Here is a 23,080-nt window from a genome sequence, read left to right on the forward strand (position 1 = left end):
GCACGGGCCCCAAGCGTCAAACCTAAGCGTCAAACCTAAGCGTCAAACCTGCGGCGGCAGCGTGATCATCCACATCAGGCCGAAGCGGTCCACCACCATGCCGAAGCCCTTGCTCCAGAACGTTTGCTGGAAAGGCATCACGACCTGGCCGCCATCGGCGAGCGCGTTGAAGCATTTTTCCGCCGCCGCGCCGTCTTCCACGGTCAGCGACAGGCTGAAGCCATTGAACGGACCGGCCGCTGGATCGCAGTTGCCGTCGGAAGCCATCCACGTGCTCGAGCCCAACTGCACGTTCGCGTGCATGATCTTGTCGGCGAGTTCGGGGCGCGGCGGGTTGTGCGCGTCGGGTGGGGCCTCCTTGAACAGCATCTTGAAGGTCACCTGGGCGCCGAGCTTGTCGGTGTAGTAGTCGAGCGCTTCCTGGCAACGGCCGTTGAAGAACACGTAGGGCTGAACGTACATGATCGTCTCCTGGGGCAGGCGTTGAGCGGGCGCCGTCGTTCCTCGCCGGCGGAGGCGGGGAGGGGCGTGGAGTCGATTGTAGTCGGCGGCGGCGCGTCGATTGTGACGCTATGTCGTCAGCGGCGGCGCAAGGTATACGGAAAGCGGCGCTGAATCGTGAGATTCAGCGCCGCCTGTCATGGATGGCTCTAGCGCGGATGAGCGCAGCGAGCGTGAGCGTCACTCAGCAAGCCACGCACACCGCCCGCAGCACCTCAGCGCAGCGTGTCGATCAGCTTTTCCAGCTTCACGGCGTCAGCGGCGAACGTGCGGATGCCTTCGGCGAGCTTCTCGGTCGCCATCGCGTCTTCGTTGACGAGGAAGCGGAACGACTTCTCGTCGACCGGGACGCGCTCGATGTCCGCGTCGTGCGATGCCTCCGGCGACAGCTTGCGCTCGATCTTGTCGGTGCTGTCTTGCAGCTTCTGCAGCAGGTCGGGGCTGATCGTCAGCAGATCGCAGCCGGCCAGTTCCAGAATCTGCGAGGTCGAACGGAAGCTCGCGCCCATCACCTCGGTCTTGAAGCCGAACTTCTTGTAGTACCCGTAGATGCGGCGCACCGACTTGACGCCCGGATCGTTGGCGCCGCCGTCTTTCGCTTCGTCCCACGCGCTGCCGGCGCTTTTCTTGTACCAGTCGTAGATGCGGCCGACGAACGGCGAGATCAGTTGCGCGCCCGCTTCCGCGCAGGCTGCGGCCTGCGCGAGCGAGAACAGCAGCGTCATGTTGCAGTGGATGCCTTCCTTCTGCAGCACTTCGGCGGCGCGCACGCCTTCCCACGTCGACGCGAGCTTGATCAGCACGCGGTCGCGTTCGATGCCGTGCTCCTTGTACAGCGCGATCAGCTCGCGGCCTTTCGCGATCGAGCCTTCGATGTCGAACGACAGGCGCGCGTCGACTTCGGTCGACACCCGCCCCGGGATGATCTGCAGGATTTCGGTGCCGAACGCGATCAGCAACTGGTCGATGATCGCACCGACCGGCTTCGACGCATGCGCCTTCACGGTCTTTTCGAGCAGCGGCCGGTAGTCGTCTTTCTGCACGGCCTTCAGAATCAGCGACGGATTGGTGGTCGCGTCCCGCGGCTTGTACTGCGCGAGCTGCTGGAAGTCTCCAGTGTCGGCCACCACGGTGGTGTATTGCTTGAGTTGGTCGAGTGCGGTTGTCATGTTCGGGCCTTCAAAGCGCGTGTGCGCCATGGTTCAGGAGAAATGAGGACGCCGCCGCGCCGGCTGGACAAAACAGAGGAATCAGCCGGCGCCGGCGGCCGCGGGTCAAGCCGCAGCGCGTCCCGCGATGGCGCCGGGAAACGCTGCCGGATGCATCTATTCTATGGCGGATCGCCGGGGACGGTGCGAACACCGGGTATCGACACCAGCGCGCGGCGATCCGTTCACGTGCGCCGCGCGTTCAGCACGACTTGCGTCACCACGCCGGCGACCAGCCCCCAGAACGCCGAGCCGATCGACAGCAGCGTGAGCCCCGAGGCGGTCACCATGAACGTGACGAGCGCCGCCTCGCGCTGCCGCGTGTCCTGCATCGCATTGGCGAGCCCGCTCATGATCGAGCCGAACAGCGCGAGCGCCGCGACGGATACGACCAGCTCCTTCGGGAACGCCGCGAACAGCGCGGCGATCGTCGCGCCGAACACCCCCGCGAGCAGATAGAAAATGCCGCCCCATACCGCCGCCGTGTAGCGCCTCGCGGGGTTTTCGTGCGCTTCGGGGCCGGTGCAGATCGCCGCCGTGATCGCCGCAAGATTGATGCCGTGCGAACCGAATGGCGCGAGCAGCAGCGACGCGACGCCGGTCGTCGCGATCAGCGGCGCGGACGGGGTCGTATAGCCGTCGGCCCGCAGCACCGCGATGCCCGGCACGTTCTGCGAGGCCATCGCGACCACGAACAGCGGAATCCCGATGCTCACGCACGCCGCCACCGAAAACGACGGCATCGTCAGCACCGGATGCGCGAGCGCGACGTGAAAGTGGCTGAAATCGAGCAGCCCGAGGCCGCCGGCCGCGGCCGTGCCGGCCACGAGAGTGGTCGGAATCGCGTAGCGCGGCACGAACCGTTTGACGATCAGGTAGGTGAAGAACATCGTCAGCACGAGCGCGGTCTGGAACTGCGCGGCGCGGAAAATCTCGATGCCGATCTCGAACAGGATGCCTGCGAGCAGCGCCGACGCGAGGCCGGACGGAATCCGCTTCATCAGCGCGTCGAACCAGCCGGTGACACCGACCAGCGTCAGCAGCGCCGCGCAGAAGATGAACGCGCCGATCGCCTGCGCGTACTCGACATGCGGCAGCGACGAGACCAGCAGCGCCGCGCCCGGCGTCGACCACGCGATCACGATCGGCGCGCGAAAGCGCAACGACAGGCCGATCGTGCAGAGGCCCATGCCGATCGACAGCGCCCAGATCCACGACGAAATCTGCGCGTCGCTCAGATGCGCGGCCTGGCCCGCCTGGAACATCAGCACGAGCGAGCTCGTGTAGCCGGTCATCGCGGCGACGAAGCCGGCGACGATCGTCGACAGCGACGTATCGGCGAGCGGATTGAAGCGCCTGGGCGACGTAGTGGCGGGGGACAACTGGGGCGACGGGGACGAACTCATGCGAAGACTTTGTTGTTGTGGAAGTTAAAGCGTCAGGACGTGGATGACGTCAGGAACGAGGGCGGGGTTACTTGCTCAGCACCCGCATGGCCGTCTCGAGGCCCGCGAGCGTCAGCGGATACATGCGGTGGCCCAGCACTTCGCGGATCGCGCTGACCGACTGCCGGTACGGCCACAGGGCTTCCGGCTCCGGGTTCAGCCACGCGAAGTGCGGGAAGTGATCGGCGAGCCGGCGCAACCACACCGCGCCGGCCTCGGCGTTGTTGTACTCGACCGAGCCGCCCGGCTGCAACACTTCGTACGGGCTCATCGTCGCGTCGCCGACGAAGATCAGCTTGTAGTCGGGCGTGAACTTGTGCAGCACGTCCCACGTCGGCGTGCGCTCCGCGTGGCGGCGGCGATTGTTCTTCCACAGGAAGTCGTACACGCAGTTGTGGAAGTAGTAGAACTCGAGGTGCTTGAACTCGGCCTTCGCGGCGGAGAACAGCTCCTCGGTGCGTTTCACGTGATCGTCCATCGAGCCGCCGACGTCGAGCAGCATCAGCACCTTCACGTTGTTGTGCCGCTCGGGCACCATCTTCAGATCGAGCCAGCCGGCATTCGCGGCGGTGCTGCGGATCGTGTCGGGCAGGTCGAGCTCTTCCGCGGCGCCTTCGCGGGCGAAACGGCGCAAGCGCCGCAGCGCCACCTTGATGTTGCGCGTGCCGATTTCGACCTGGTCGTCGTAGTCGCGATACGCGCGCGCTTCCCAGACCTTGACGGCCGTGCGATTGCCGGCCGCGTCGCCGCCGATGCGCACGCCCTCGGGGTTATAGCCGCCGTTACCGAACGGCGACGTGCCGCCCGTACCGATCCATTTGTTGCCGCCCTGGTGACGCTCCTTCTGCTCGTCGAACAGTTCCTTCAGGCGCTCCATCAGCTTGTCGATGCCGCCCAGCGCCTCGATCTGCGCCTTTTCCTCGGGCGACAGATCGCGTTGCAGCTTCTTCTTCAGCCAGTCGAGCGGGATGTCGAACGCGAGCTCGGAACTCGCCGCGACACCGTTGAAAAAGGCGCCAAACGCCTGGTCGAACTTGTCGAAGTACTGCTCGTCCTTCACGAGCGTGATGCGCGACAGGTAGTAGAACTCGTCGAGCGACGGCGCGATCACGTTGGCCTTCAGCGCTTCGAGCAGCGTCAGGTATTCCTTCACCGAGACCGGCAGTCTGGCGGCGCGCAGCGAGTAGAAAAAGTCGATCAGCATGCTGGATGTCCTGCGGCGCCCGCTCAACGGTTGTTGCGGTTCATGAACAGCAGCCGCTCGAACAGGCTCACGTCCTGTTCGTTCTTCAGCAGCGCGCCGTGCAGCGGCGGCACGATCTGCTTCTGATCGGCCGAGCGCAGCGCTTCGGGCGGAATGTCTTCGGCGAGCAGCAGCTTGAGCCAGTCGAGCAGTTCGGACGTGGACGGCTTCTTCTTCAGCCCCGCGACGTTGCGCAGTTCGAAGAAGCTCTGCAGCGCCGCGGCGAGCAGATCCTTCTTGATGCCGGGGTAGTGCACGTCGACGATCTGCTGCATCGTCGTCGCATCGGGAAACTTGATGTAGTGGAAGAAGCAGCGGCGCAGGAACGCGTCGGGCAATTCCTTCTCGTTGTTCGACGTAATGATCACGAGCGGGCGATGCTTCGCGCGCACCAGCTCGCGCGTCTCGTACACGTAGAACTCCATGCGGTCGAGTTCGCGCAGCAGGTCGTTCGGGAATTCGATGTCGGCCTTGTCGATCTCGTCGATCAGCAGCACGCTCTGCTCGTCCGATTCGAACGCCTGCCACAGCACGCCCTTGACGATGTAGTTGCGAATGTCCTTCACGCGCTCGTCGCCGAGCTGCGAATCGCGCAGACGCGACACAGCATCGTATTCGTACAGCCCCTGCTGGGCCTTGGTAGTCGACTTGATGTGCCATTGCAGCAGCGGCATGCCGAGCGCGGCGGCGACTTCCTCGGCGAGCATGGTCTTGCCGGTGCCGGGTTCGCCCTTGATCAGCAGCGGACGCCTGAGCGTCATCGCGGCATTGACCGCGAGCTTGAGGTCGTCGGTGGCGACGTACTGCGATGAGCCTTCGAAACGCATGGCGAGATGCTCTTATGCTGAAAAAACCCAGTATAAGTCAGAAGACCTGTTGGCCTGAAACCCGCTCACGTATGGTGTCAGCCGCGGGTGTCAGCCGCGGGTGTCAGCCGCGCCGTGATGCGGCGATGGTGCCGCTGTGGTGGCGCTACGGCGTTGCCATGGTGCCGCGGCGACGCTGTTGCGAAGCCGCCGCGGGCACGGCGTGGGGCCCGCCCCGGCGGGCGTTGCGCGGCTCCCGTGTCTGGTGGACGTTCGGCGTGGCGTCGCGGTACAATGAGCCCGATTTTTTTGGCCTGCGTGGCTACCCTACAAGAAGAACGGCGCGGACCGCTGCCTTTGTGGGCACCCGTTTCCCCTCAAGCCAGGTTACATCTATGAATAAATTCGTCGGCAAACACGTCGTGATCGCAGCGCTGTCGGTGCTTGCGGGGTATGTGGCCAGTGCGCAGGCAGCGGATGTCGTAGGCAACGCCAAGGCGGGCCAGGGCAAGGTCGCGATGTGTATCGGCTGCCACGGCATCCCTGAATACCGCACGGCTTACCCGGAGGTTTTCCGCGTGCCGAAGCTTGGCGGCCAGAATCAGCAGTACCTCGAAAACGCGCTGCACGCCTACAAGAAGGGCGACCGCCATTTCGACACGATGCACGCGATCGCGGTGACGCTGTCGGATCAGGACATTGCCGACGTCGCCGCGTACTACGCAGCGCAAAATGCCGCTTCGAAAAACAATCCCGACAAGTGATCGGCGTCGGTCACCAGCACATCCAATTCGCGGGATAGGAGATTTCATGATCAAGCCCCAACAGGCACTCCACACGGTATTCAAGGCGGTCGGCGCGGCGGCGGTAATCGGTCTGGCCATGGCCAACGCGGCGCACGCGGCCGACGCCGGCAACGGCAAGGTGCTCGCCGACAGCCACAACTGCTCGGCCTGCCACGGTGTCAACCTGAACAAGCCGGTGAGCCCGGAGTATCCGAAGCTGGCCGGTCAGCACTCTGACTACGTGTTCTGGGCGCTGCGTCAGTACCAGATGGGCACCGGCAATCCGCACTTTGGCCGCAATAACGCGATCATGCAGGCACAAGTGCAGAGCCTGTCGCTGAGCGACATGAAGGACATCGCCGCTTACGTCGAATCGCTGGACGGCGACCTCGTGCAGAAGAAGTAAGCGTCGGTCGCGGTTTTTCGCGCCAAAGCTTCAAAAGCAAAACACCCCGCCTAGGCGGGGTGTTTTGCTTTGCGGCATCGTACCCAGGGCGTGCCTCGGGTGGCGCGGCGCTGGGCTTGTCATCCGCGCTGGTCGCTTCAGTCGCTTCAGTCGCGTGTCGCGCGCCGTTCGATGCGCTGCAGATACGCGTCCGTGTCCGGTGGCGTGCCGGTGCGTTGCGCTTCCCAGATGGTCTCGCCGAGGCAGTCCATGATCGCGTGCTGTGCCTCGTGCGTCGAGCCGAGGCGCGCGGCGAGTCGCTCGTGCGCGGCGCGAATGCCGGGCGGCTGGTCGATCGACAGCTGCTCGGAGATCGCCAGATGCATCGACAGGTGCAGGAAAGGATTGGTCTGGCCGCGCTCCGGCGAATAGTCCTGCGCCTGGGCGGCAGGGCCGTCTGAGAGCTCGGCGTGATACTCCGGATGCTCGACGATCCAGTCGGCGGCGATCGCCTCGAGCGGTGTCAGAATCTCGCCCTGGCGCTGTTTGCGCCAGGTGTCGGTGAAAAAGAGGCGAACTTCGTCGCGGCTGGGATTGAACATCGTGGAACCGGTACGTGGGAGTAGGGCGCGCGCGGAGCGCGTTGGTGCGTGTACGCAGTGCGCACTGCGGGAAACCACTATTTTACGCGGCGGCCGCGCGGGCTGCAGGCGGCGGCCTCAGTCTCGGGCTTTGAGCTCGGGGTTTGACCTGGCCCGCGCTTAGAGATCGGGAGGCGGCGTCTTCGGCCGGAACTCGCACAGCGGCTCGATCACGCAATGCCAGCATTCGGGGCGGCGCGCCTTGCACACGTAGCGCCCATGCAGGATCAGCCAGTGATGCGCGTCCTGCCTGAACTCGGCGGGCGTGAATTTTTCGAGGGCCGCTTCGACCGCGCGCACGTCCTTGCCGGGCGCGAGGCCGGTGCGGTTGGCGACGCGGAAAATGTGCGTGTCGACCGCGATGGTCGGATGGCCGAACGCGGTGTTCAGGATCACATTGGCGGTTTTGCGGCCGACGCCCGGCAGCCCTTCGAGCGCCTCGCGATCCTCGGGCACCTCGCCACCGTACTGGTCGAGCAGGATGCGGCAGGTCGCGATCACGTTCTTCGCCTTCGTGCGATACAGACCAATCGTCTTGATGTAGCCCGCGACACCTTCCTCGCCGAGGTCGAACACCTTCTGCGGCGTGTTCGCCACCGGGAACATCCTGCGCATCGCCTTGTTGACCGACACGTCGGTCGCCTGCGCCGACAGCAGCACCGCGATCAGCAGTTCGAACGGCGTCGTGTACTCGAGCTCGGTGGTCGGATGCGGATTCAGGCTCTGGAGCGTTTCGTAGATCGCGCGGCGTTTGTTCGCGTTCATGCGGAGCGGGTCCGTGTGGGGTGGGCGGGCTGCGCCGGCGTGGTCAGCGCGCGGTCGGCGGCGAATTGGACGGCGGGTTCGACTCGCTGGACTCGTTGGACGATTGCTCCGAGTCGCGCGTGTTCTCGCCGCTGGCAAGACCAAGACGGTGGCGGCGCGCTTCGGCGGCGTCGATCTGTGCCTGCACATCGGCGCTGACGTTCTCCGTATTCAGTGGTCCCTCGCCTTTCGCGGCCAGTTCTTCCTTCTTTTTGCGCGCGCGTTCGAGCGCGGCCTGGATGATCGCGCGCTTCTTCGCCGCGGCATCGTCCGCAACCGGGGCGGCAGAGATGTCGGACGGCGCGGTTGCGCCGGTGGCCGGTACCGCGCCCGGCGCAGCCGTCGGCACGCTCGCGCTCGCGGCTCGCCGCGCCGCAGCACGCGCTTCGGCGGCGTCGCGCTCGCGCGTTAGACGGGTCTCGTGGCGGTTGTGACGCGCCCGCGCCGCCTCGGCCAGGCTCTGGTTCCAGGCGTCCCAGCCGGTAGCCTCCCCGGTCACTGGCCGCATCGCGATGCAGTCGACCGGACAGGGCGGCACGCACAGGTCGCAGCCGGTGCATAGCTCGGCGATCACGGTGTGCATCTGTTTCGGTGCGCCAACTATCGCGTCGACCGGACACGCCTGCATGCACAGCGTGCAGCCGATGCACACCTGTTCGTCGATAACCGCCAAGGGACGCGGACGTTCGATGCCATTGGCGGAATTGAGCGGAATCACCGGTTTGCCGAGCAGCGTGGCAAGACGCGCGATGCCCTCGGCACCGCCGGGCGGGCATTGGTTATAGTTCGCCTCGCCGCTGGCGACGGCTTCGGCATACGGACGGCATGCGGGATAACCGCACTTCGTGCATTGCGTTTGGGGTAGCAGATCTTCGATGCGATCCGCGAGTGTTTTGACGTCTGTCACGGTTACGGCGCGGGGGTTTGCCGTGCGATCGCACGACCTGAACTAAATAGCACATTATCGCCGATTTCCCGGATTGCCATTCGCAATCCATGTGCCATAATCGAAGCGCTTCATTCGAAAGACCGCAGAAAAGGGTGTGTTTCCCAACCACGACGCGCCCGCTAAACGCCGCCACGCAAAGGCTCGAGGAGAGGCCGGCGGCGCGATCCGGACAACGCGGCTCACGAAGACGATGCCACCATGAATCAGCCGAAAATCAAAAGAGATCCTGAAGGCACGAGGCGCCGCATTTTGCTTGCGGCGGCGGAAGAGTTTGCAAATGGAGGACTGTTCGGCGCGCGAGTCGATCAGATCGCCCGCCGCGCGGAAACCAATGAACGGATGCTCTATTACTACTTCGGTAGCAAGGAGCAGCTATTCACCGCAGTACTCGAGCACGCGTTCAGCGCGCTCAACGAAGCGGAACGCACGCTCGAACTCAATGGAATCGCGCCCGTCGAGGCGGTTACGCGTCTCGCGCATTTCGTGTGGGACTACTACCGCGATCATCCCGAGTTGCTGCGACTCATCAACAACGAGAATCTGCATGAAGCACGCTATATGCAGAAGTCGACGCGGATACGCGAAATGATCTCGCCGATCGTCGCCACGCTCGGCGGCATTCTCGAACGTGGGCAACGCGCGGGACTGTTTCGCACCAACGTCGACCCGCTGCGTTTTTACGTCACGCTGTCGGGCATGGGCTACTACATCGTATCGAACCGTTTCACGCTCGAGGCGACGCTCGGCCGCGATTTCAGCAGCGCGGCCGAACGCAGCGAGGTGATCCAGATGAATACCGAATTGCTGCTCGCGTATCTGTTGAGAAAGTAACGGCCGGTGCCGCACTGTTGATGCGGTAAAAGATCAGTATCACGAACAAAGCGCGATAAAAAAGCCAACGGCCTCGAAGGAGGCCGTTGGCTTTTTAAATGCTATTGCAAGTTTAATGCTCAGGCTTCGACCTTTTCTTTCGTCGGTCTTGCTGCCTTGTTGTGCTCGAGAATGAAGTCGCGCAATTGCGGATAAATGATCGTGCGCCAGCGGCGGCCCGAGAAAATGCCGTAGTGGCCGCATTTTTCCGCGGTGAAGTGACGCTTGTTCTTCGCCGGAATGCCGCCGCACAGGTCATGTGCAGCATAAGTCTGGCCGTCGCCGGAAATGTCGTCGAGCTCGCCTTCGATCGTAAACAGCGCGGTCGTCTTGATGTCCTGCGGCCGCACCGGCTCGCCGTTGACGACCCAGGTGCCCTCGGCAAGACGGAATTCCTGGAACACGACGCGGATCGTGTCGAGGTAGTAGTCGGCGTCCATGTCGAGCACCGCGTTGTACTCGTCGTAGAAGCGGCGGTGCGCTTCGGCGTCGTCTTCGTCGCCGCGCAGCAGGCTCTGGTAGTAATCCCAATGCGACGCCGCGTGACGCTCCGGATTCATCGCGACGAAACCGGTGTGCTGCAGGAAGCCCGGATAGACCTTGCGGCCCGCGCCCGGATAGTTCGGCGGCACCGTGAAGATCACGTTGTTCTCGAACCACTCGTACGAGTGCTGCGTGGCAAGCGAATTGACCGAAGTGGGGCTCTTTCGTGCGTCGATCGGCCCGCCCATCATCGTCATCGTGCGCGGCGTGTCCTCGCCGCGGCTCGCGAGCAGCGAAATGGCGGCGAGCACCGGCACGGTCGGCTGGCATACCGAGATCACGTGCAGATTCTTCGCGCCGATATGGCGAATGAATTCCTGGATATACGCGATGTAGTCGTTCAGACCGAACTCGCCGGCCTCGAACGGCACCATGCGCGCGTCGATCCAGTCGGTGATGTAGACCTTGTGGTCTTGCAGCAACGTGCGCACGGTGTCGCGCAGCAGCGTGGCGTGGTGTCCTGACAACGGTGCGCAGACGAGCACGACCGGCTCGTCTTTCAATTGGGTGACAGCGTCGCTGTCGTCCGCGAAGCGCTTGAAGCGCATCAGACGGCAGAACGGCTTCTCGATGAACGTCTGCTCGACGATCGGAATGTTATGACCGTCTTTGACAATCTGGTGAATGTTGAACTCGGGCTTTTCGTAATCCTTGCCGAGCCGGTAGAGCAGTTCGTAGCCGGCGGAAAGGCGCGTGGCGCCCGGCACATAGGCTAACGGACTGGCCGGATTCGCAAATGACTTCGATGCGGCCTGAGCCCAGGCGGTGAGGGGGCTCAACATCGCCCGCTGGAATTCGTGAAATTGATAGAGCATGTTTGCTCCGTTTTAAGCGGTTCGCATTGGGCTTCGCAAACACGCGTGAGGCGTTGCGGCGGGCCATTGTGGTTGTGGGCACATTGTTGTTGGCCGACAGTCGGATTCGATAATATCGAACAAAGCAAATTTGTGCAATGCAACAATTCTCGCATTCAGTGTACGCAAACTGTCACGGCGTCATGCTAGAGGCGATGCTGCTCCGCCGCTATCAGGGGTTGCCTGAACCTCAAGCTCCATCGCGTGAATGCCGTTATGCACCGGATGGCCGGTCGCCTGCGCCATTTCCTGCTCGTGCTTCATCAGGTTCAGGCCGGTGTGCACCAGCGCCACGTGCGAAAACGCCTGCGGAAAATTGCCGACCAGACGTTGTGCGGCCGGATCATACTCCTCGGACAGCAGGCCGACGTCGTTGCACAGCGCGAGCAGCCGCTCGTACATCTCGATCGCTTCCTGCACGCGGCCCTGCAGCGCGAGGTTATCCACCATCCAGAACGAACACGCAAGAAAGGTGCCTTCGCCTGGCGGCAAGCCGTCGTCGAATTCGGTGGTGCGGTAGCGCATCACGAAGCCGCCGTGCATCAGATCCCGCTCGATCGCCTCGACGGTCCCCTTGATGCGCGGGTCCTGCGGCCGCAAGAAGCCGACCAGCGGCATCAGCAGCACGCTCGCGTCGAGCTGGTCGCTGCCGTAGAACTGCGAGAACGCGTAGAGCTGCGGATTCCACGCCTTCTCGCAGACCTCGGCGTGGATCGTATCGCGCGTCGCGCGCCAGCCGTCAAGCGGACCTTCGAGGTTGAACATTTCAGCCGAGCGGATCGCGCGGTCGAACGCGACCCACGCCATCACCTTCGAGAACGTGAAATGCTGGCGGCCGCCGCGCGTCTCCCAGATGCCTTCGTCGGGTTCGCGCCAGATCGTGGTCAGATGCTCGAGCATCGCGCACTGCACGCTCCACGCGGTCACATCGGCCTGCAGGCCGCCCACGCGCGCGAGATGCAGCGCGTTCATCACTTCGCCGTAGACGTCGAGCTGACGCTGCCCGACTGCGTTGTTGCCGATGCGCACCGGTTTCGCGCCCTCGTAGCCGGGCAGCCAGTCGATTTCGGATTCGGGCAGGCGCCGCTCGCCGCCGATGCCGTACATGATCTGCAACTGGTCCGGCGCGCCCGCCATCACGCGGCCGAGCCAGCTGCGCCAGGCGCGCGCTTCGTCGTAGTAGCCGCCGCGCATCATCGCGAGCAGCGTGATGGTCGCGTCACGCAGCCAGCAGTAGCGGTAATCCCAGTTGCGCGTGCCGCCGAGCTGCTCGGGCAGCGACGTGGTGGGCGCCGCGACGATGCCGCCGGTCGGCTCGTAGGCGAGCGCGCGCAGCGTGATCAGCGAGCGGCGGATCGGTTCGGCCCAGCGTCCTTCGACGGTGCCGCGCGCCGCCCATTCGAGCCAGTGGTTCTCGGTGCGCGCGAGCGACGTGTGCGGATCGCGCGCGGGCGGAATGCGCAGATGCGATGCCGCGTACGCGAGCGAGAAGGGCACGCGCTCGCCTTCGGTCACGGTGAATTCCGCGACGGTCTTCATGTCTTCGCCACGCAGCTCGACCGGTGTGCGCAGCACCGCGTTGTCCGGGCCGACGATCGCCTTGATGCCGCTGTCGTGCTTGAGCTTGTCGACCCACGGAATCGAAAAGCCGTAGTCGAAGCGCAGCACCAGTTCCATCTTCATGCGCACGGTGCCGCGCTTGCCGACGACGATGCGAATCAGTTCCGACCAGCCGTTGCCAGGCGGCATGAAATCGATCAGCGTGACGGCGCCGTCGGGCGTTTCGAAGTCGGTTTCGAGGATCAGCGTTTCGCCGCGATAGCGCCGCGTGATGGTCGGCGCGGCGTCCTCGCCCTGGGTGGCGGGGGCGATCAGCCAGCGGCCATTCTCGGGCGTGCCGAGCAGCGCGGCGAAGCAGGCGCCCGAGTCGAAGCGCGGCCAGCAGAGCCAGTCGACGGAACCCTCGCGGGAGATGAGCGCGGCGGTATGGCCGTCGCCGATGAGTGCGTAGTCTTCGATGTGGGCAGGCATGGAAAGCGTGTCGGAAAACGAGTCGTTATTACGGACGGCGACAGCAGCCGCGCTTCGAGTGGGTGTTATTACCGGACCACGAGCAGCATTGTTTGGTTCACCGCACACTGCGGCAAAACGCTGGTTGGAAAATTGTCAAATCCATGCATACAATCAAACTTCATGCCGATGTTCGGCGACCTGCCGGACTGCTAATTGGCCTTGCTCATGGCGCATGCAGACGCCGTTTCCGAGGACGAAAGCCATGCTGAACCCTTCGAAATCCGATTGCATCACGATTCTCTCGGCCGCCAGCCAGCTTGCCGGCGACTCCATGTTGCCACTCGATCATGGCCGGCTCGGCCTGAGCCGCAATGGTATGCTGGCCGCCGCGTCCTTTCTGGTCGAGCGGGCCTGCTTCCGGCGCTATCAGCAGGATGCCGACCATTATGCGGTCGGCGCGCTGTCGCTGCAGGGGCGGCTGCGGCTCGACCAGCTGGCGAACGGTTGACAGGTAGCGCCGGGCGTTCGCAGCGCAGGTTCCTCGCGTATCCGCGCCGCGCAGTCGACGCATTGCTTCATACCGCGCCTTCGCATTCCGTACCCTATCTTTGTCCTGCGTCGCGTCACGTCGATGGTTCGCGTGGCGCGGTGCGCTCGCGCGCGTCTATCTTGTGCGCGACGTCCCTGCCCGCGTATGTCACGACGTGACATTTGCCGCGGCGCGGGCATCTCCGCGAACCATCCCTTCGGGCGAATCCACCTCGACACCGGACGCAACGGTTGCGCCCGGTGTCGCGCCGCCTGTCGCTCACAGATGCGACGAGCCCACGCCGAAGATGCCGATGATGCCGATGATGATCAGGTAAAGCGCGACGATGTAGTTCAACAGGCGCGGCATGACCAGGATCAGGATGCCGGCGATCAGCGAAACGAGCGGGCCCAGACTGAGAGTGACGTTCATGGAGACTCCGTGGTTGAGACGCGTGATGCGCGATTGAGAAAACGATTGAAAAAAGTCCCGGCGCGCGAGACCAAAGCCGCTGCCGCAGGTCGCGCGGCAGCGGCGGATTCACTGCATGATCCGACGTAACGCTCTTATACTCACTTCGACAACAACAACGCGGAACGACGCTCGATTCGCGGCGCGGCAGACCAGACACCGTTACCACCGTTCGTACCCAGGCTCGTACGCGAGCCCGTACCAGACAACCGATGTCGAGGAGGTCTCATGCTTCACAGTCGCCGTGCCGTCGGGCCTGCTGCCGTGCGCCCAGTGCCGACTTCCGTTTTTACTTCTGTTCTTGCCAGTGTTGCCGTTCAGGGTTCCCGTCCGCATGGCGCTGATCACACCGCTCGCTCTGCCGCGGATTGCAGGGCGCAAAGCACCGCGCGGCGCGCGAGGCGGCCAGCGCCCTTGCGGGCCGCCCATTCGATAATAAAAGGTTTCGTGCTCATGGTTTCGATTGTTGCTTCGCACGCATATGCGCAAGATTCCGGCCCGGTCCCCGCGGACGGCGTCTATACGATGCTGGTCGGTACTTACACCAGCGGCAAGAGCGAGGGCATCTACGTCTTTCGTTTCGATACGAAGACCGGCGCGGCGACCCAGGTGTCGGTCGCGCAGACGGTCAATCCGTCCTATCTCGTGGTGAGCCGCGACCGCCGCTTCGTCTATTCGGTCAACGAGCTGCCCGGCGACGACGGCCCGGCCACGCAGCGTGGCGGCATCAGCGCGTTCGGCTTCGATGCCGCGCGCGGGCAGCTGACGTTTCTGAACAAGGTGTCGTCCGATGGTAATGATCCGTGCTACCTGAGCATCTCGCCGGACGGCAAGTATCTGCTGAGCGCGAACTATTCGGTCGCGTCCGATCCGGGCGGCAGCTTTGCCGTGTTTCCGCTGCAGGGCAACGGCCAGGTCGGCACTTCGGTGCAGACCGTGCATCACGAGGGCGGCGGTCCGGTGAAAGGGCGGCAGGACAACTCGCACGTGCATTCGACCGTGTTCTCGCCTGACGGCCACTATCTGTTCGCGCAGGACCTCGGCGCCGACAAGCTGTACTCGTACCGCTACGCACCGCTGAGCAGCGCCGGCGCGGGCCCATTCGTCGCGACGGACTGGGGCTACACGCAGCAGAAGGCCGGCACGGGTCCGCGCCACCTCGTTTTCAGCGCGGACGGCAGACACGCGTATCTGACGAGCGAACTCGCGGCGACCGTCAGCACGTTCGACTACCACGACGGCAGGCTGAAGCTCGTGCAGACGCTGCCCTTGAGCGAGCCCGGCTTCAAGGGGAAAGTGGGCGCGGCGGCGATTCATATGTCGCCGGACGGACGTTTCGTGTATGCGTCCAATCGCGGCGACGCGAACGAAATCGTGATCTTCTCGGTCGATCCCGCCAATGGGCATCTGAAACAGATCGGCCGGCAGTCGAGCCTCGGCAAATCGCCGCGCGAGTTCACCATCGATCCGACCGGCAACTGGCTGATCGTCGGCAATCAGTTGAGCGACACGGTCTATGTGTTCAAACGCGATCCGCAGACGGGGCTGCTCGATCCGAATCCGAAGCAGCACTTCGAACTCGGCTCACCGGTGGATTTCAAGCTGGTATCACCGTCGTGATGCACGGCCGGCGCGGGTAAATAAAAACGGACAGCTCACATCGTGAGGCTGTCCGCTTTTTTCATCCGCGGCGCGCGGCAGGTCATCGTGCCGGTGACGACCCACCTCGCCGATTCACCGGCCGCTCATTCCGCCGGCCCCGGCGCCAACACTTCGCGGCTGCCGTTGATGCTCATCGCCGAGACGAGTCCGGCCGTCTCCATCTGCTCGACGAGCCGCGCCGCGCGGTTATAGCCGATGCGCAATTGCCGCTGCACCGACGAGATCGACGCGCGCCGCGTGCGCACGACGAACGCGACCGCTTCGTCGTACAGCGGATCGGCTTCCGCGTCCGGCGCCTCGCCGAACAGGTCCTGGGCCGCGCCGCCATCGGCGGCCGGGCCATCGAGAATGCCTTCCTCGTACTGCGGCTCGCCGAACTGCTTCAGATACTCGACGATCGCATGCACTTCCTCGTCGGCGACGAACGCGCCGTGCACGCGCTGCGGGTAACCGGTGCCCGGCGGCAGGAACAGCATGTCGCCCTGGCCGAGCAGCGACTCGGCGCCCATCTGGTCGAGAATCGTGCGCGAGTCGATCTTCGACGACACCTGGAACGCGACGCGCGTCGGAATGTTCGCCTTGATGAGACCGGTGATCACGTCGACGGATGGCCGCTGGGTCGCGAGGATCAGGTGGATGCCGGCCGCGCGCGCCTTCTGCGCGAGCCGCGCGATCAGCTCCTCGATCTTCTTGCCGGCGACCATCATCAGGTCGGCGAGCTCGTCGATCACGACGACGATCAGCGGCAGCGGTGCGAGCGGCTCGGGTGCATCGGGCGTCAGCGAGAACGGGTTGCCGAGCTTCTTGCCCTTCGCTTCGGTGTCGCGGATCTTCTGGTTGAAGCCCGCGAGATTGCGCACGCCGACCGCCGACATCAGCCGGTAGCGCTTCTCCATTTCGCCGACGCACCAGTTCAGCGCGTTGGCCGCGAGCTTCATGTCGGTGACGACCGGCGCGAGCAGATGCGGAATTCCTTCGTAGACCGAAAGCTCGAGCATCTTCGGGTCGATCATGATCAGACGCACTTCCTCGGGTGTCGCCTTGAACAGCAGCGAGCAGATCATCGCGTTGATCGCGACCGACTTGCCGGAACCGGTAGTGCCGGCCACCAGCATGTGCGGCGCCTTCGCGAGATCGGCGACGACCGGGTGTCCGGTGATGTCCTTGCCCATCGCGAGCGTCAGTTGCGAGTGCGAGTTCTGGTAGACGCTCGCTTCGAGAATTTCCGACAGGCGGATCGTCTGGCGCTTCGCGTTCGGCAGTTCGAGGCCCATGCAGGTCTTGCCCGGAATCGTTTCGACCACGCGGATCGACGTGAGACCGAGACCGCGCGACAGGTCCTTCATCAGACCGACGATCTGGCTGCCGCGCACGCCGAGCGCCGGCTCGACTTCGAAGCGCGTGATGACCGGACCTGCCGACGCGCCGACCACCGTCACCGGCACCTTGAATTCCTGCAGGCGCTGCTCGATCAGCTGGCCGGTCTCGCGCAGCTTGTCGTCCGAGATCGGTTCGACGTCGGCATCGGCGGGGGCGAGCAGATCGAGCGTGGGCAGTTCGACCATCGATGCGGCCGGCGCATGGAACTCGAAGCCGTTGACCGGCGTGTGACCTCGCATCGGCGCGCGGGCGGCGGCGGGCTCGGTGGAGGGTTGGTCCGCGGGTTGGGCCTGCGGTTGCGGTGCCGGCGCGGGTGAAGGTGTCTGAGCGGGCGACGGTTCGGTGGCCGGCAGGTTCGCGACGGGCGTTGCGTTTGCGCCTACCGGAGGCTCGCTGCCCGCCGGCGCGGCGAAGCCCGGGAAGCGGACTACGTTCGAGACGACCGGCGGTGCGGATGCCAGCGCAGCGGGGTTCGCCGCGCTCGTTGAGGTCGACGATGGTGAGGCGTTCGTCGGCTCGTTCGTCGACTGGTTCGCGGGCTGGGTCGCAACGGGCAGGGCAGGGGCCTGCGGAGTCACGGGCTCTGTTGCAACGGGCAGGGCATCGGCGTGCAGAGTTGCGGTCGTCGGCCGCGGTGCGGCCTCGTCCGGGAGCGTGCTTGCGCCCGCGGCGTCCGATGGCCACGCGTCAGACCACGGCGGCACGCTTGCGCTCGACGGTGCGGCGGTCTCGGACTGCGGCGAGTGCGACGGCGCCGCAGCGCGTTGAGCCGCTGCGGGGCCGAGCTTGCTTTCCCACGGCACGAGCGTTTTGTCGATGACGATTTCGGTGACCGGCGCCAGCGCTTGCAACGGCGTCGCGGTGTCGGCGGGGGCCGGTTCGGCGGAGCGCGCGGAGTCGTCCTTCTGCGATGCGGGGACGCTGGTGGTCGTGGCTATGGGCGTCGTCGCTTGCGCAGTGGTGACCTCGGTTTGCGCCTGGCTGTCGACCTGTGGCACCGTCCGCGTCGAATCGCTTTCGATCGCCGGCGCGTCTTCGTGCTGGGCATCTTCCTGCAGGCTTGCTGCGAAGCGCTGGAACGGCGTCGCCGTCCGCGTTTCATGTTGCGGCGCGCTGGCGGCAGATATCGACGGCTCGACAGCCGCGGGCGTGGCGGGTACGGGATCCGCAGGCGCGGCTTCGGCCGGCATTTCGGCAACAGCAACCGACTCTACAAACTCGGATTCAACAGCAGCTTCGACCGCCACGTCGGCCACCGACCCGATCGCAGCCGTACGCGGCGCATGAATGACTGGCGGTTCGGTCGGCCATTGCGCAACCGCTTCGTTGCCGCCCTCGGTAGGCATCTCGGCCCCGGCCTCTGCATGCTCAGCCGGCAACTCGACCGGTGTGCCTACTTGCTCCGACTGCGCCGGCGTCACCACCCGCGCCGAACTCCCCACGCTCGGCGCATGAGGCGCCGCAACCGTCTCGCCGGTTTCGACAGGCAGCACATCCCGTTGCGCCGGCGGCACATCGAACGCCGTCGTCGCACGCTCCACGTCGCCGATCCTCGCACTATCGGCGCCACGGCTGCGCGCGAGGCTCACGCCGGCCATGTCGGTCCAGCGCGCGGTGTTTTCCGCGATGCTGCGCAGCGTTTCCTCGACGCTCGCGGGCGGCGCAGCCGCCGACGTGTTCGCCATCGTTCGCGTGAAGTTCGGTGTAGACCCGCCCACGGTCGACGGCAATGTCACGCCGTTGGCGCGCGCAGCGGCCGGGAACGGTTGACGCGAAGCGGCGCCGCGATTGAGCGGCACGCTGCCGTCGGCCGGACGTTGCAGCGACACCGGACGGCTGCCGCGGCCCGCGGCATTCATCGATCCCGCCGTCATGCCGATACCGGCTCCCGACGCGGCGGAGCGACCCGCCATCGCCTGTGCCGCTCGCGCCGACACGCCGGACGCGGCGGCGGCCGTCGCCGCCAACGCGGCACTCGAGCCGAACGGCGCGCTCGAGCGCTGTTCGCCGACCGAGCGCCGACCGACCTGCGCCGCGCCATCACGAGCCGATGTGACCGATGCACCCGATGCACTCGTCGCACCCAGCAATCCCGTCGCCGTCGCCGCACGCGGCTCGGCCGTGCGCAGCCAGCCGGCCGGCGCGACCGGCTCGGTCGGCACGAACGGAGCGGCGGATCTGTCCGCGGCTTGGTCGAGCTGCAGCGCCTGCGTTGACGTCGGCGCTGCCGGACGCGCCGGCCCGCTGGCTGCGCCCGACCCCGTACGCATCACCGGCTCGATCTGCTTGACCGGCCCGCGCGCCGCGCCAGCGGCCGCATCGGCCCGCCAGCTTGCGCCGGCACCGCGGGCGGAAGCCTCCTTGCTACCCGCGATGCCGGCCGCCGCGGCGCCCGCTGCAGCGGCGGAGTTTGCGGCGCGCCCGCTCGCAGGCGGACGCCAGACCGTCGGCCGGGCGTAGCGACCCTTGCTGTTGCGCGGCGCCATCGTGTTGGTAGCTGGTGAAAGATGCGTCGGCGCGCCGTCGTCGACGGTGCGGTGGCGGCGCGCATCCTCGTCGCGCTTCGCGAGTCCGCGCGACAGACCGAGGCCGAACGCGCCGTCGGCCCAGGCGGCGAGCTCGCTCCAGCGGAACTCGATCAGCCACGGCAGGCTGATCACCAGCAGCGCGAGCGCCGCGAGCGGCGTGCCGATATGGCCGAGCAGATGACCAAGCCCCGCGGCGAGCGCATGACCGAAACCATTGACGCCGGCGATGCCGATCAGCGAACCCTCGAGCGTGCAACTCGCGATCAGCACGCAGACGAAGCCGAGCCACAGCCGGATCGTGCCGGGGCCGCGCAGACCCGCGCCGCCCGGCAGCATCGACTTCACGAGGCGCCACAAAAGAGGAATGAACCAGACGGCCGACCCGCCGAACCAGCCGAAAACTACCGTGTGCATACCAGACATCTACGAATGACGGAGCGCGCGAGAGGCGCAATCCGTCGAGTTTAAACGGCGCAGCGCTCGGCTCCGAAGGCCGGCGTGGAGCGCGAACGCAGCGCGAGCTCGCATCATTTGTCGCTGCGATCGAACGTCAAGGCGTCGCCGTTGTCGAGGATCAGCTGCATCTGCTGCGGCGGCCGCATCTGCACGCCGGTGCGATCGATGCGTTCGAGCGCGGCGAGGAACGGCTTCTCGATGTCGCCGCCCGGTGACACGCATGCCTTGCGCGTGCCGGCCAGGGTACCGAAGCTCAGCTTGCCGTCCTTCAGCATGTACGAACCCATGAAGCGGTTGCAGCCGGAAAAACCGCTCGCATGCCGCTGGCCGCCTTCGGTCGACAACGTCAGCGTGAGCGGCCCCTGATCCTGCGCCGGCACCGCGCGTGCCGTACCGTCGGCGTTCTTCCACGAGCTCAGCACCCAGCTGGTGTCATCGAGCAGTTGCGCGGCGGCGGGATTGAACGGGTCGGGCGGCGGCGCCGACGCGTCCGGATGCTTCGGGATCGCGCAGGCACCGAGCAGCGCGGCGATGCTCAACGCGGCGACGGCGGTGCGCAGGCACGGAGTGATGCGCGCAAGACGTCGCGGGCGGGAGCGGATGAGCATGGCGTCGTTCCTGTTCAAACTGGCGAAGGCGTAAGGGTAACGTACTAAGCTTGTCGTGCGCGAGCGATGCGCGCGGCGACGTGATCGCGGGTGCGAACGTCGAAGCGGCGGCGCGGTTCCGATCGACCGCCATGGCCTCGTGAGCGCACCCGTCACCGCCGCGCGGCAAGGGGGCCGCATGTTAACATCGCGGTCTATCCAATCCCACTCTCATCCCGACTTTTATCTGGAGTTCCCATGCAGATCGGCCAACGGATCGGCACGCCCCTTTCTGAATCCGCGACGCGCGTGATGCTGCTCGGCGCCGGCGAGCTCGGCAAGGAAGTGATCATCGCGCTGCAACGGCTGGGCGTCGAAGTGATCGCCGTCGACCGTTACCCGAACGCGCCGGGCCATCAGGTCGCGCATCGCGCCCACGTGATCGACATGACCGACCGCGCCGCGCTGCGCGCGCTGGTCGAGCAGGAGCGTCCGCATCTGATCGTCCCCGAAATCGAGGCTATCGCCACCGACGAGCTCGCCGCAATCGAGACCGAGGCGCTCGCCGAGGTGATCCCGACCGCGCGCGCCACCCAACTGACGATGAATCGCGAAGGCATCCGCCGCCTCGCCGCCGAGGAGCTCGGCCTCGCGACGTCGCCGTACGCGTTTGCCGATTCGCTCGACGAACTGCGCGCGGGCATCGCGAAGGTCGGCTATCCGTGCGTCGTGAAGCCGGTGATGTCGTCGTCGGGCAAGGGACAGTCCGTGCTGCGCAGCGACGCCGACGTCGAACCCGCATGGCAGTACGCGATGGCGGGCGGCCGGGTGAATTTCGGGCGCGTGATCGTCGAGGGTTTCATCGACTTCGAATACGAAATCACGCAGCTCACCGTGCGCGCGATCGACCCGGCGAGCGGGGCGGTCAGCACGTACTTCTGCGATCCGATCGGCCACGTGCAGGTCGCGGGAGACTATGTCGAATCGTGGCAGCCGCAGCCGATGAGCCCGCTCGCGCTCGAGCGTTCGCGCGAGATCGCGCACAAGGTGACGACGGCGCTCGGCGGCCGCGGCCTGTTCGGCGTCGAACTTTTCGTGCGCGGCGACGACGTATGGTTTTCGGAAGTCAGCCCGCGTCCGCATGACACCGGGCTCGTCACGCTATGCTCGCAGCGCTTCTCGGAGTTCGAGTTGCATGCGCGCGCAATCCTCGGCCTGCCGGTGGATACTTCGCTGCGTGCGCCGGGCGCGTCGGCGGTGATTTACGGTGGTCGCGACGAGGCCGGCATCGCTTTCGAGGGTGTCGCCGCAGCGTTGGCTGTACCGAACGCGGATCTGCGCCTGTTCGGCAAGCCGGAGAGCTTCGTCAAACGACGCATGGGCGTCGCGCTCGCGACCGGCGAGAACATCGACGAAGCACGCTCGCGCGCGAAGCAGGCCGCGGCGGCGGTGCGGCCGGTGTCGGGCAAGTAAGAGGTGAGCGGCGACGCGCGGCGTGCAAGTGTGCGGGACGCACACGGTCGCGCCCGCCGCATTCGTTTTGCCTTATCGAAGCAAAACAATCGGAGTAGAGGATCGTATGGCGCCTGAATCGCGCAGCAATCTGTGGCGCGGCGCGCTCGGCCGTGCCGGCGCGCTCGGTGTGGTGTTCGCGCTGTGTGCCGGCATCAGCGGCTGCGGGCTCGCGGCCGCGCCGTGCCGGATCGCCTCGGCGGGATTGAAGATTGTGCCGGTCGTCGGCCACGTCGCCGCCGCGCCAACCGATGCGTGCGCCGGCGTGATCGATCCTTGAGCCGTCGTCGAGCTGTCCACGAATTGCCTGTGACCCGTCTGTGACCGGCGTGGCGGCCGGTCTGCCTTCCCTGCCTGACTCCCGCAACGATCGAGGTGTTCGATGAAGACATGGCGTGTTGCAATCCTGACGGCGGCAGCATCGGTGGTAGCCTGGTTGGCGGCATGTTCCGGCGGCGCATCGGCCGCGCCGTTGCAGTTCAAGCACATCGAGGGCAAGAACCACCAGACGCGCAAATACACGTGCGCGACCGGCAACATCCTGCAGGTCACCTATTGGAACGCGCAGAACGGACAGAGCTTCGCCGTGCTGCCGGTGAATGGCACGTCGATGCTGTTCGTCAACACGATCTCGGCGTCCGGCGCGAAGTACCAGGCCGGCAGCTACACATGGTGGACCAAGGGTCCGCGTGCCAATCTGTATGACCTGACGGGCGGCGAGAATGCGCCGCCGATTCTCTCCGACTGCGTGACCGTGATCCGCTGATCCGCTGATCCGCTGATCCGCTGATCGGCCACACATGGACCTCCCGCGGCGGCTTCTTCCTCTGCCGCCGTCCGCGTCTTCACGCGCACTTCTCGCGCCACGCTTCCTGTTCTGCGCGCCGCCTCGTCCGCTCGCGCGCAGC

Annotated in this window: 20 protein-coding genes and 1 pseudogene; 8 read left to right on the forward strand and 13 right to left on the reverse strand. The window is 65.5% G+C overall.

What is annotated here, in order from left to right; all coding sequences use genetic code 11:
- Positions 1–42 precede the first annotated feature (42 nt).
- The 5 genes from L0U84_RS04620 to L0U84_RS04640 form a co-directional block, all read right to left on the reverse strand.
- Entirely contained in the window at positions 43–462 is a 420-nt protein-coding gene (locus tag L0U84_RS04620) for a VOC family protein (RefSeq protein WP_233848127.1), read from the reverse strand.
- 254 nt (positions 463–716) lie between these two features.
- Positions 717–1,670, reverse strand: a complete 954-nt coding sequence (tal, locus tag L0U84_RS04625) for a transaldolase (RefSeq protein ID WP_233848131.1) — start codon at positions 1,668–1,670, stop codon at positions 717–719.
- A gap of 224 nt (positions 1,671–1,894) precedes the next feature.
- Entirely contained in the window at positions 1,895–3,115 is a 1,221-nt protein-coding gene (locus L0U84_RS04630; RefSeq protein ID WP_233848132.1) for a benzoate/H(+) symporter BenE family transporter, read from the reverse strand.
- Between the two features lie 67 nt (positions 3,116–3,182).
- Entirely contained in the window at positions 3,183–4,358 is a 1,176-nt protein-coding gene (locus tag L0U84_RS04635) for a vWA domain-containing protein (protein WP_233848133.1), read from the reverse strand.
- Positions 4,359–4,381: 23 nt separating this feature from the next.
- Complete coding sequence (locus L0U84_RS04640; RefSeq protein ID WP_233848134.1) at positions 4,382–5,224, reverse strand: AAA family ATPase; 843 nt, start codon at positions 5,222–5,224, stop codon at positions 4,382–4,384.
- 374 nt (positions 5,225–5,598) lie between these two features.
- Between L0U84_RS04640 and L0U84_RS04645 the strand changes: the two genes are divergently transcribed.
- Positions 5,599–5,967, forward strand: coding sequence for a c-type cytochrome (locus L0U84_RS04645; protein ID WP_129959495.1), 369 nt, complete (start codon positions 5,599–5,601; stop codon positions 5,965–5,967).
- A 46-nt stretch (positions 5,968–6,013) separates the two neighbouring features.
- Entirely contained in the window at positions 6,014–6,394 is a 381-nt protein-coding gene (locus tag L0U84_RS04650; protein WP_233848136.1) for a c-type cytochrome, read from the forward strand.
- Between the two features lie 146 nt (positions 6,395–6,540).
- On the opposite strand, the gene L0U84_RS04655 is transcribed toward L0U84_RS04650, so the two are convergent.
- From L0U84_RS04655 to rsxB, 3 genes are all read right to left on the reverse strand, one after another.
- Positions 6,541–6,975, reverse strand: a complete 435-nt coding sequence (locus L0U84_RS04655; RefSeq protein WP_233848138.1) for a DUF1841 family protein — start codon at positions 6,973–6,975, stop codon at positions 6,541–6,543.
- A gap of 159 nt (positions 6,976–7,134) precedes the next feature.
- A complete protein-coding gene (nth, locus tag L0U84_RS04660; protein ID WP_233848139.1) occupies positions 7,135–7,779 on the reverse strand; it encodes an endonuclease III in 645 nt (214 codons plus the stop codon).
- 43 nt (positions 7,780–7,822) lie between these two features.
- Positions 7,823–8,725, reverse strand: coding sequence for an electron transport complex subunit RsxB (gene rsxB, locus L0U84_RS04665; protein ID WP_233848141.1), 903 nt, complete (start codon positions 8,723–8,725; stop codon positions 7,823–7,825).
- A 240-nt stretch (positions 8,726–8,965) separates the two neighbouring features.
- Here rsxB and L0U84_RS04670 point away from each other — a divergent pair, with 240 nt between their 5' ends.
- Positions 8,966–9,598, forward strand: coding sequence for a TetR/AcrR family transcriptional regulator (locus L0U84_RS04670; protein WP_129959505.1), 633 nt, complete (start codon positions 8,966–8,968; stop codon positions 9,596–9,598).
- A gap of 119 nt (positions 9,599–9,717) precedes the next feature.
- Here the strand turns inward: L0U84_RS04670 and L0U84_RS04675 are convergent, their stop codons facing one another.
- Together L0U84_RS04675 and L0U84_RS04680 are read right to left on the reverse strand one after the other, a co-directional pair.
- Positions 9,718–10,995, reverse strand: a complete 1,278-nt coding sequence (locus tag L0U84_RS04675; protein WP_233848143.1) for a polyhydroxyalkanoate depolymerase — start codon at positions 10,993–10,995, stop codon at positions 9,718–9,720.
- Between the two features lie 180 nt (positions 10,996–11,175).
- Positions 11,176–13,065, reverse strand: a complete 1,890-nt coding sequence (locus tag L0U84_RS04680; protein ID WP_233848145.1) for a glycoside hydrolase family 15 protein — start codon at positions 13,063–13,065, stop codon at positions 11,176–11,178.
- A gap of 244 nt (positions 13,066–13,309) precedes the next feature.
- On the opposite strand from L0U84_RS04680, the gene L0U84_RS04685 reads away from it, so the two are divergent.
- Positions 13,310–13,555 carry a hypothetical protein gene (locus L0U84_RS04685; RefSeq protein ID WP_233848147.1) on the forward strand — a complete coding sequence of 82 codons (246 nt, stop codon included), beginning with the start codon at positions 13,310–13,312 and terminating at the stop codon, positions 13,553–13,555.
- A gap of 300 nt (positions 13,556–13,855) precedes the next feature.
- Here L0U84_RS04685 and L0U84_RS04690 read toward each other — a convergent pair whose 3' ends face one another.
- Positions 13,856–14,008: a DUF3096 domain-containing protein gene (locus tag L0U84_RS04690; protein ID WP_082194614.1), complete on the reverse strand. Its 153-nt coding sequence runs from the start codon at positions 14,006–14,008 to the stop codon at positions 13,856–13,858.
- A gap of 267 nt (positions 14,009–14,275) precedes the next feature.
- Here L0U84_RS04690 and L0U84_RS04695 point away from each other — a divergent pair, with 267 nt between their 5' ends.
- On the forward strand, positions 14,276–15,667 hold the full coding sequence (locus L0U84_RS04695) for a lactonase family protein (protein ID WP_233848148.1): 1,392 nt from the start codon (positions 14,276–14,278) through the stop codon (positions 15,665–15,667).
- 125 nt (positions 15,668–15,792) lie between these two features.
- Here the strand turns inward: L0U84_RS04695 and L0U84_RS44140 are convergent.
- A pseudogene (locus tag L0U84_RS44140) lies at positions 15,793–17,361 on the reverse strand (DNA translocase FtsK); the annotation flags it as partial.
- A gap of 2,783 nt (positions 17,362–20,144) precedes the next feature.
- The gene (locus L0U84_RS04705; protein ID WP_129959517.1) at positions 20,145–20,681 is read right to left on the reverse strand and encodes an META domain-containing protein; all 537 of its coding nucleotides are present in this window, start codon (positions 20,679–20,681) and stop codon (positions 20,145–20,147) included.
- Between the two features lie 237 nt (positions 20,682–20,918).
- On the opposite strand from L0U84_RS04705, the gene purT reads away from it, so the two are divergent.
- The 3 genes from purT (at position 20,919) to L0U84_RS04720 (ending at position 22,938) form a co-directional block, all read left to right on the forward strand.
- The gene (gene purT / locus L0U84_RS04710; protein WP_233848150.1) at positions 20,919–22,133 is read left to right on the forward strand and encodes a formate-dependent phosphoribosylglycinamide formyltransferase; all 1,215 of its coding nucleotides are present in this window, start codon (positions 20,919–20,921) and stop codon (positions 22,131–22,133) included.
- A 106-nt stretch (positions 22,134–22,239) separates the two neighbouring features.
- Entirely contained in the window at positions 22,240–22,452 is a 213-nt protein-coding gene (locus L0U84_RS04715) for a DUF6726 family protein (RefSeq protein WP_129959521.1), read from the forward strand.
- A 102-nt stretch (positions 22,453–22,554) separates the two neighbouring features.
- Positions 22,555–22,938, forward strand: a complete 384-nt coding sequence (locus L0U84_RS04720; protein ID WP_233848151.1) for an MliC family protein — start codon at positions 22,555–22,557, stop codon at positions 22,936–22,938.
- Positions 22,939–23,080: the final 142 nt, after the last annotated feature.

It is taken from the genome of Paraburkholderia sp. HD33-4, assembly GCF_021390635.1.
Lineage (GTDB): Bacteria > Pseudomonadota > Gammaproteobacteria > Burkholderiales > Burkholderiaceae > Paraburkholderia.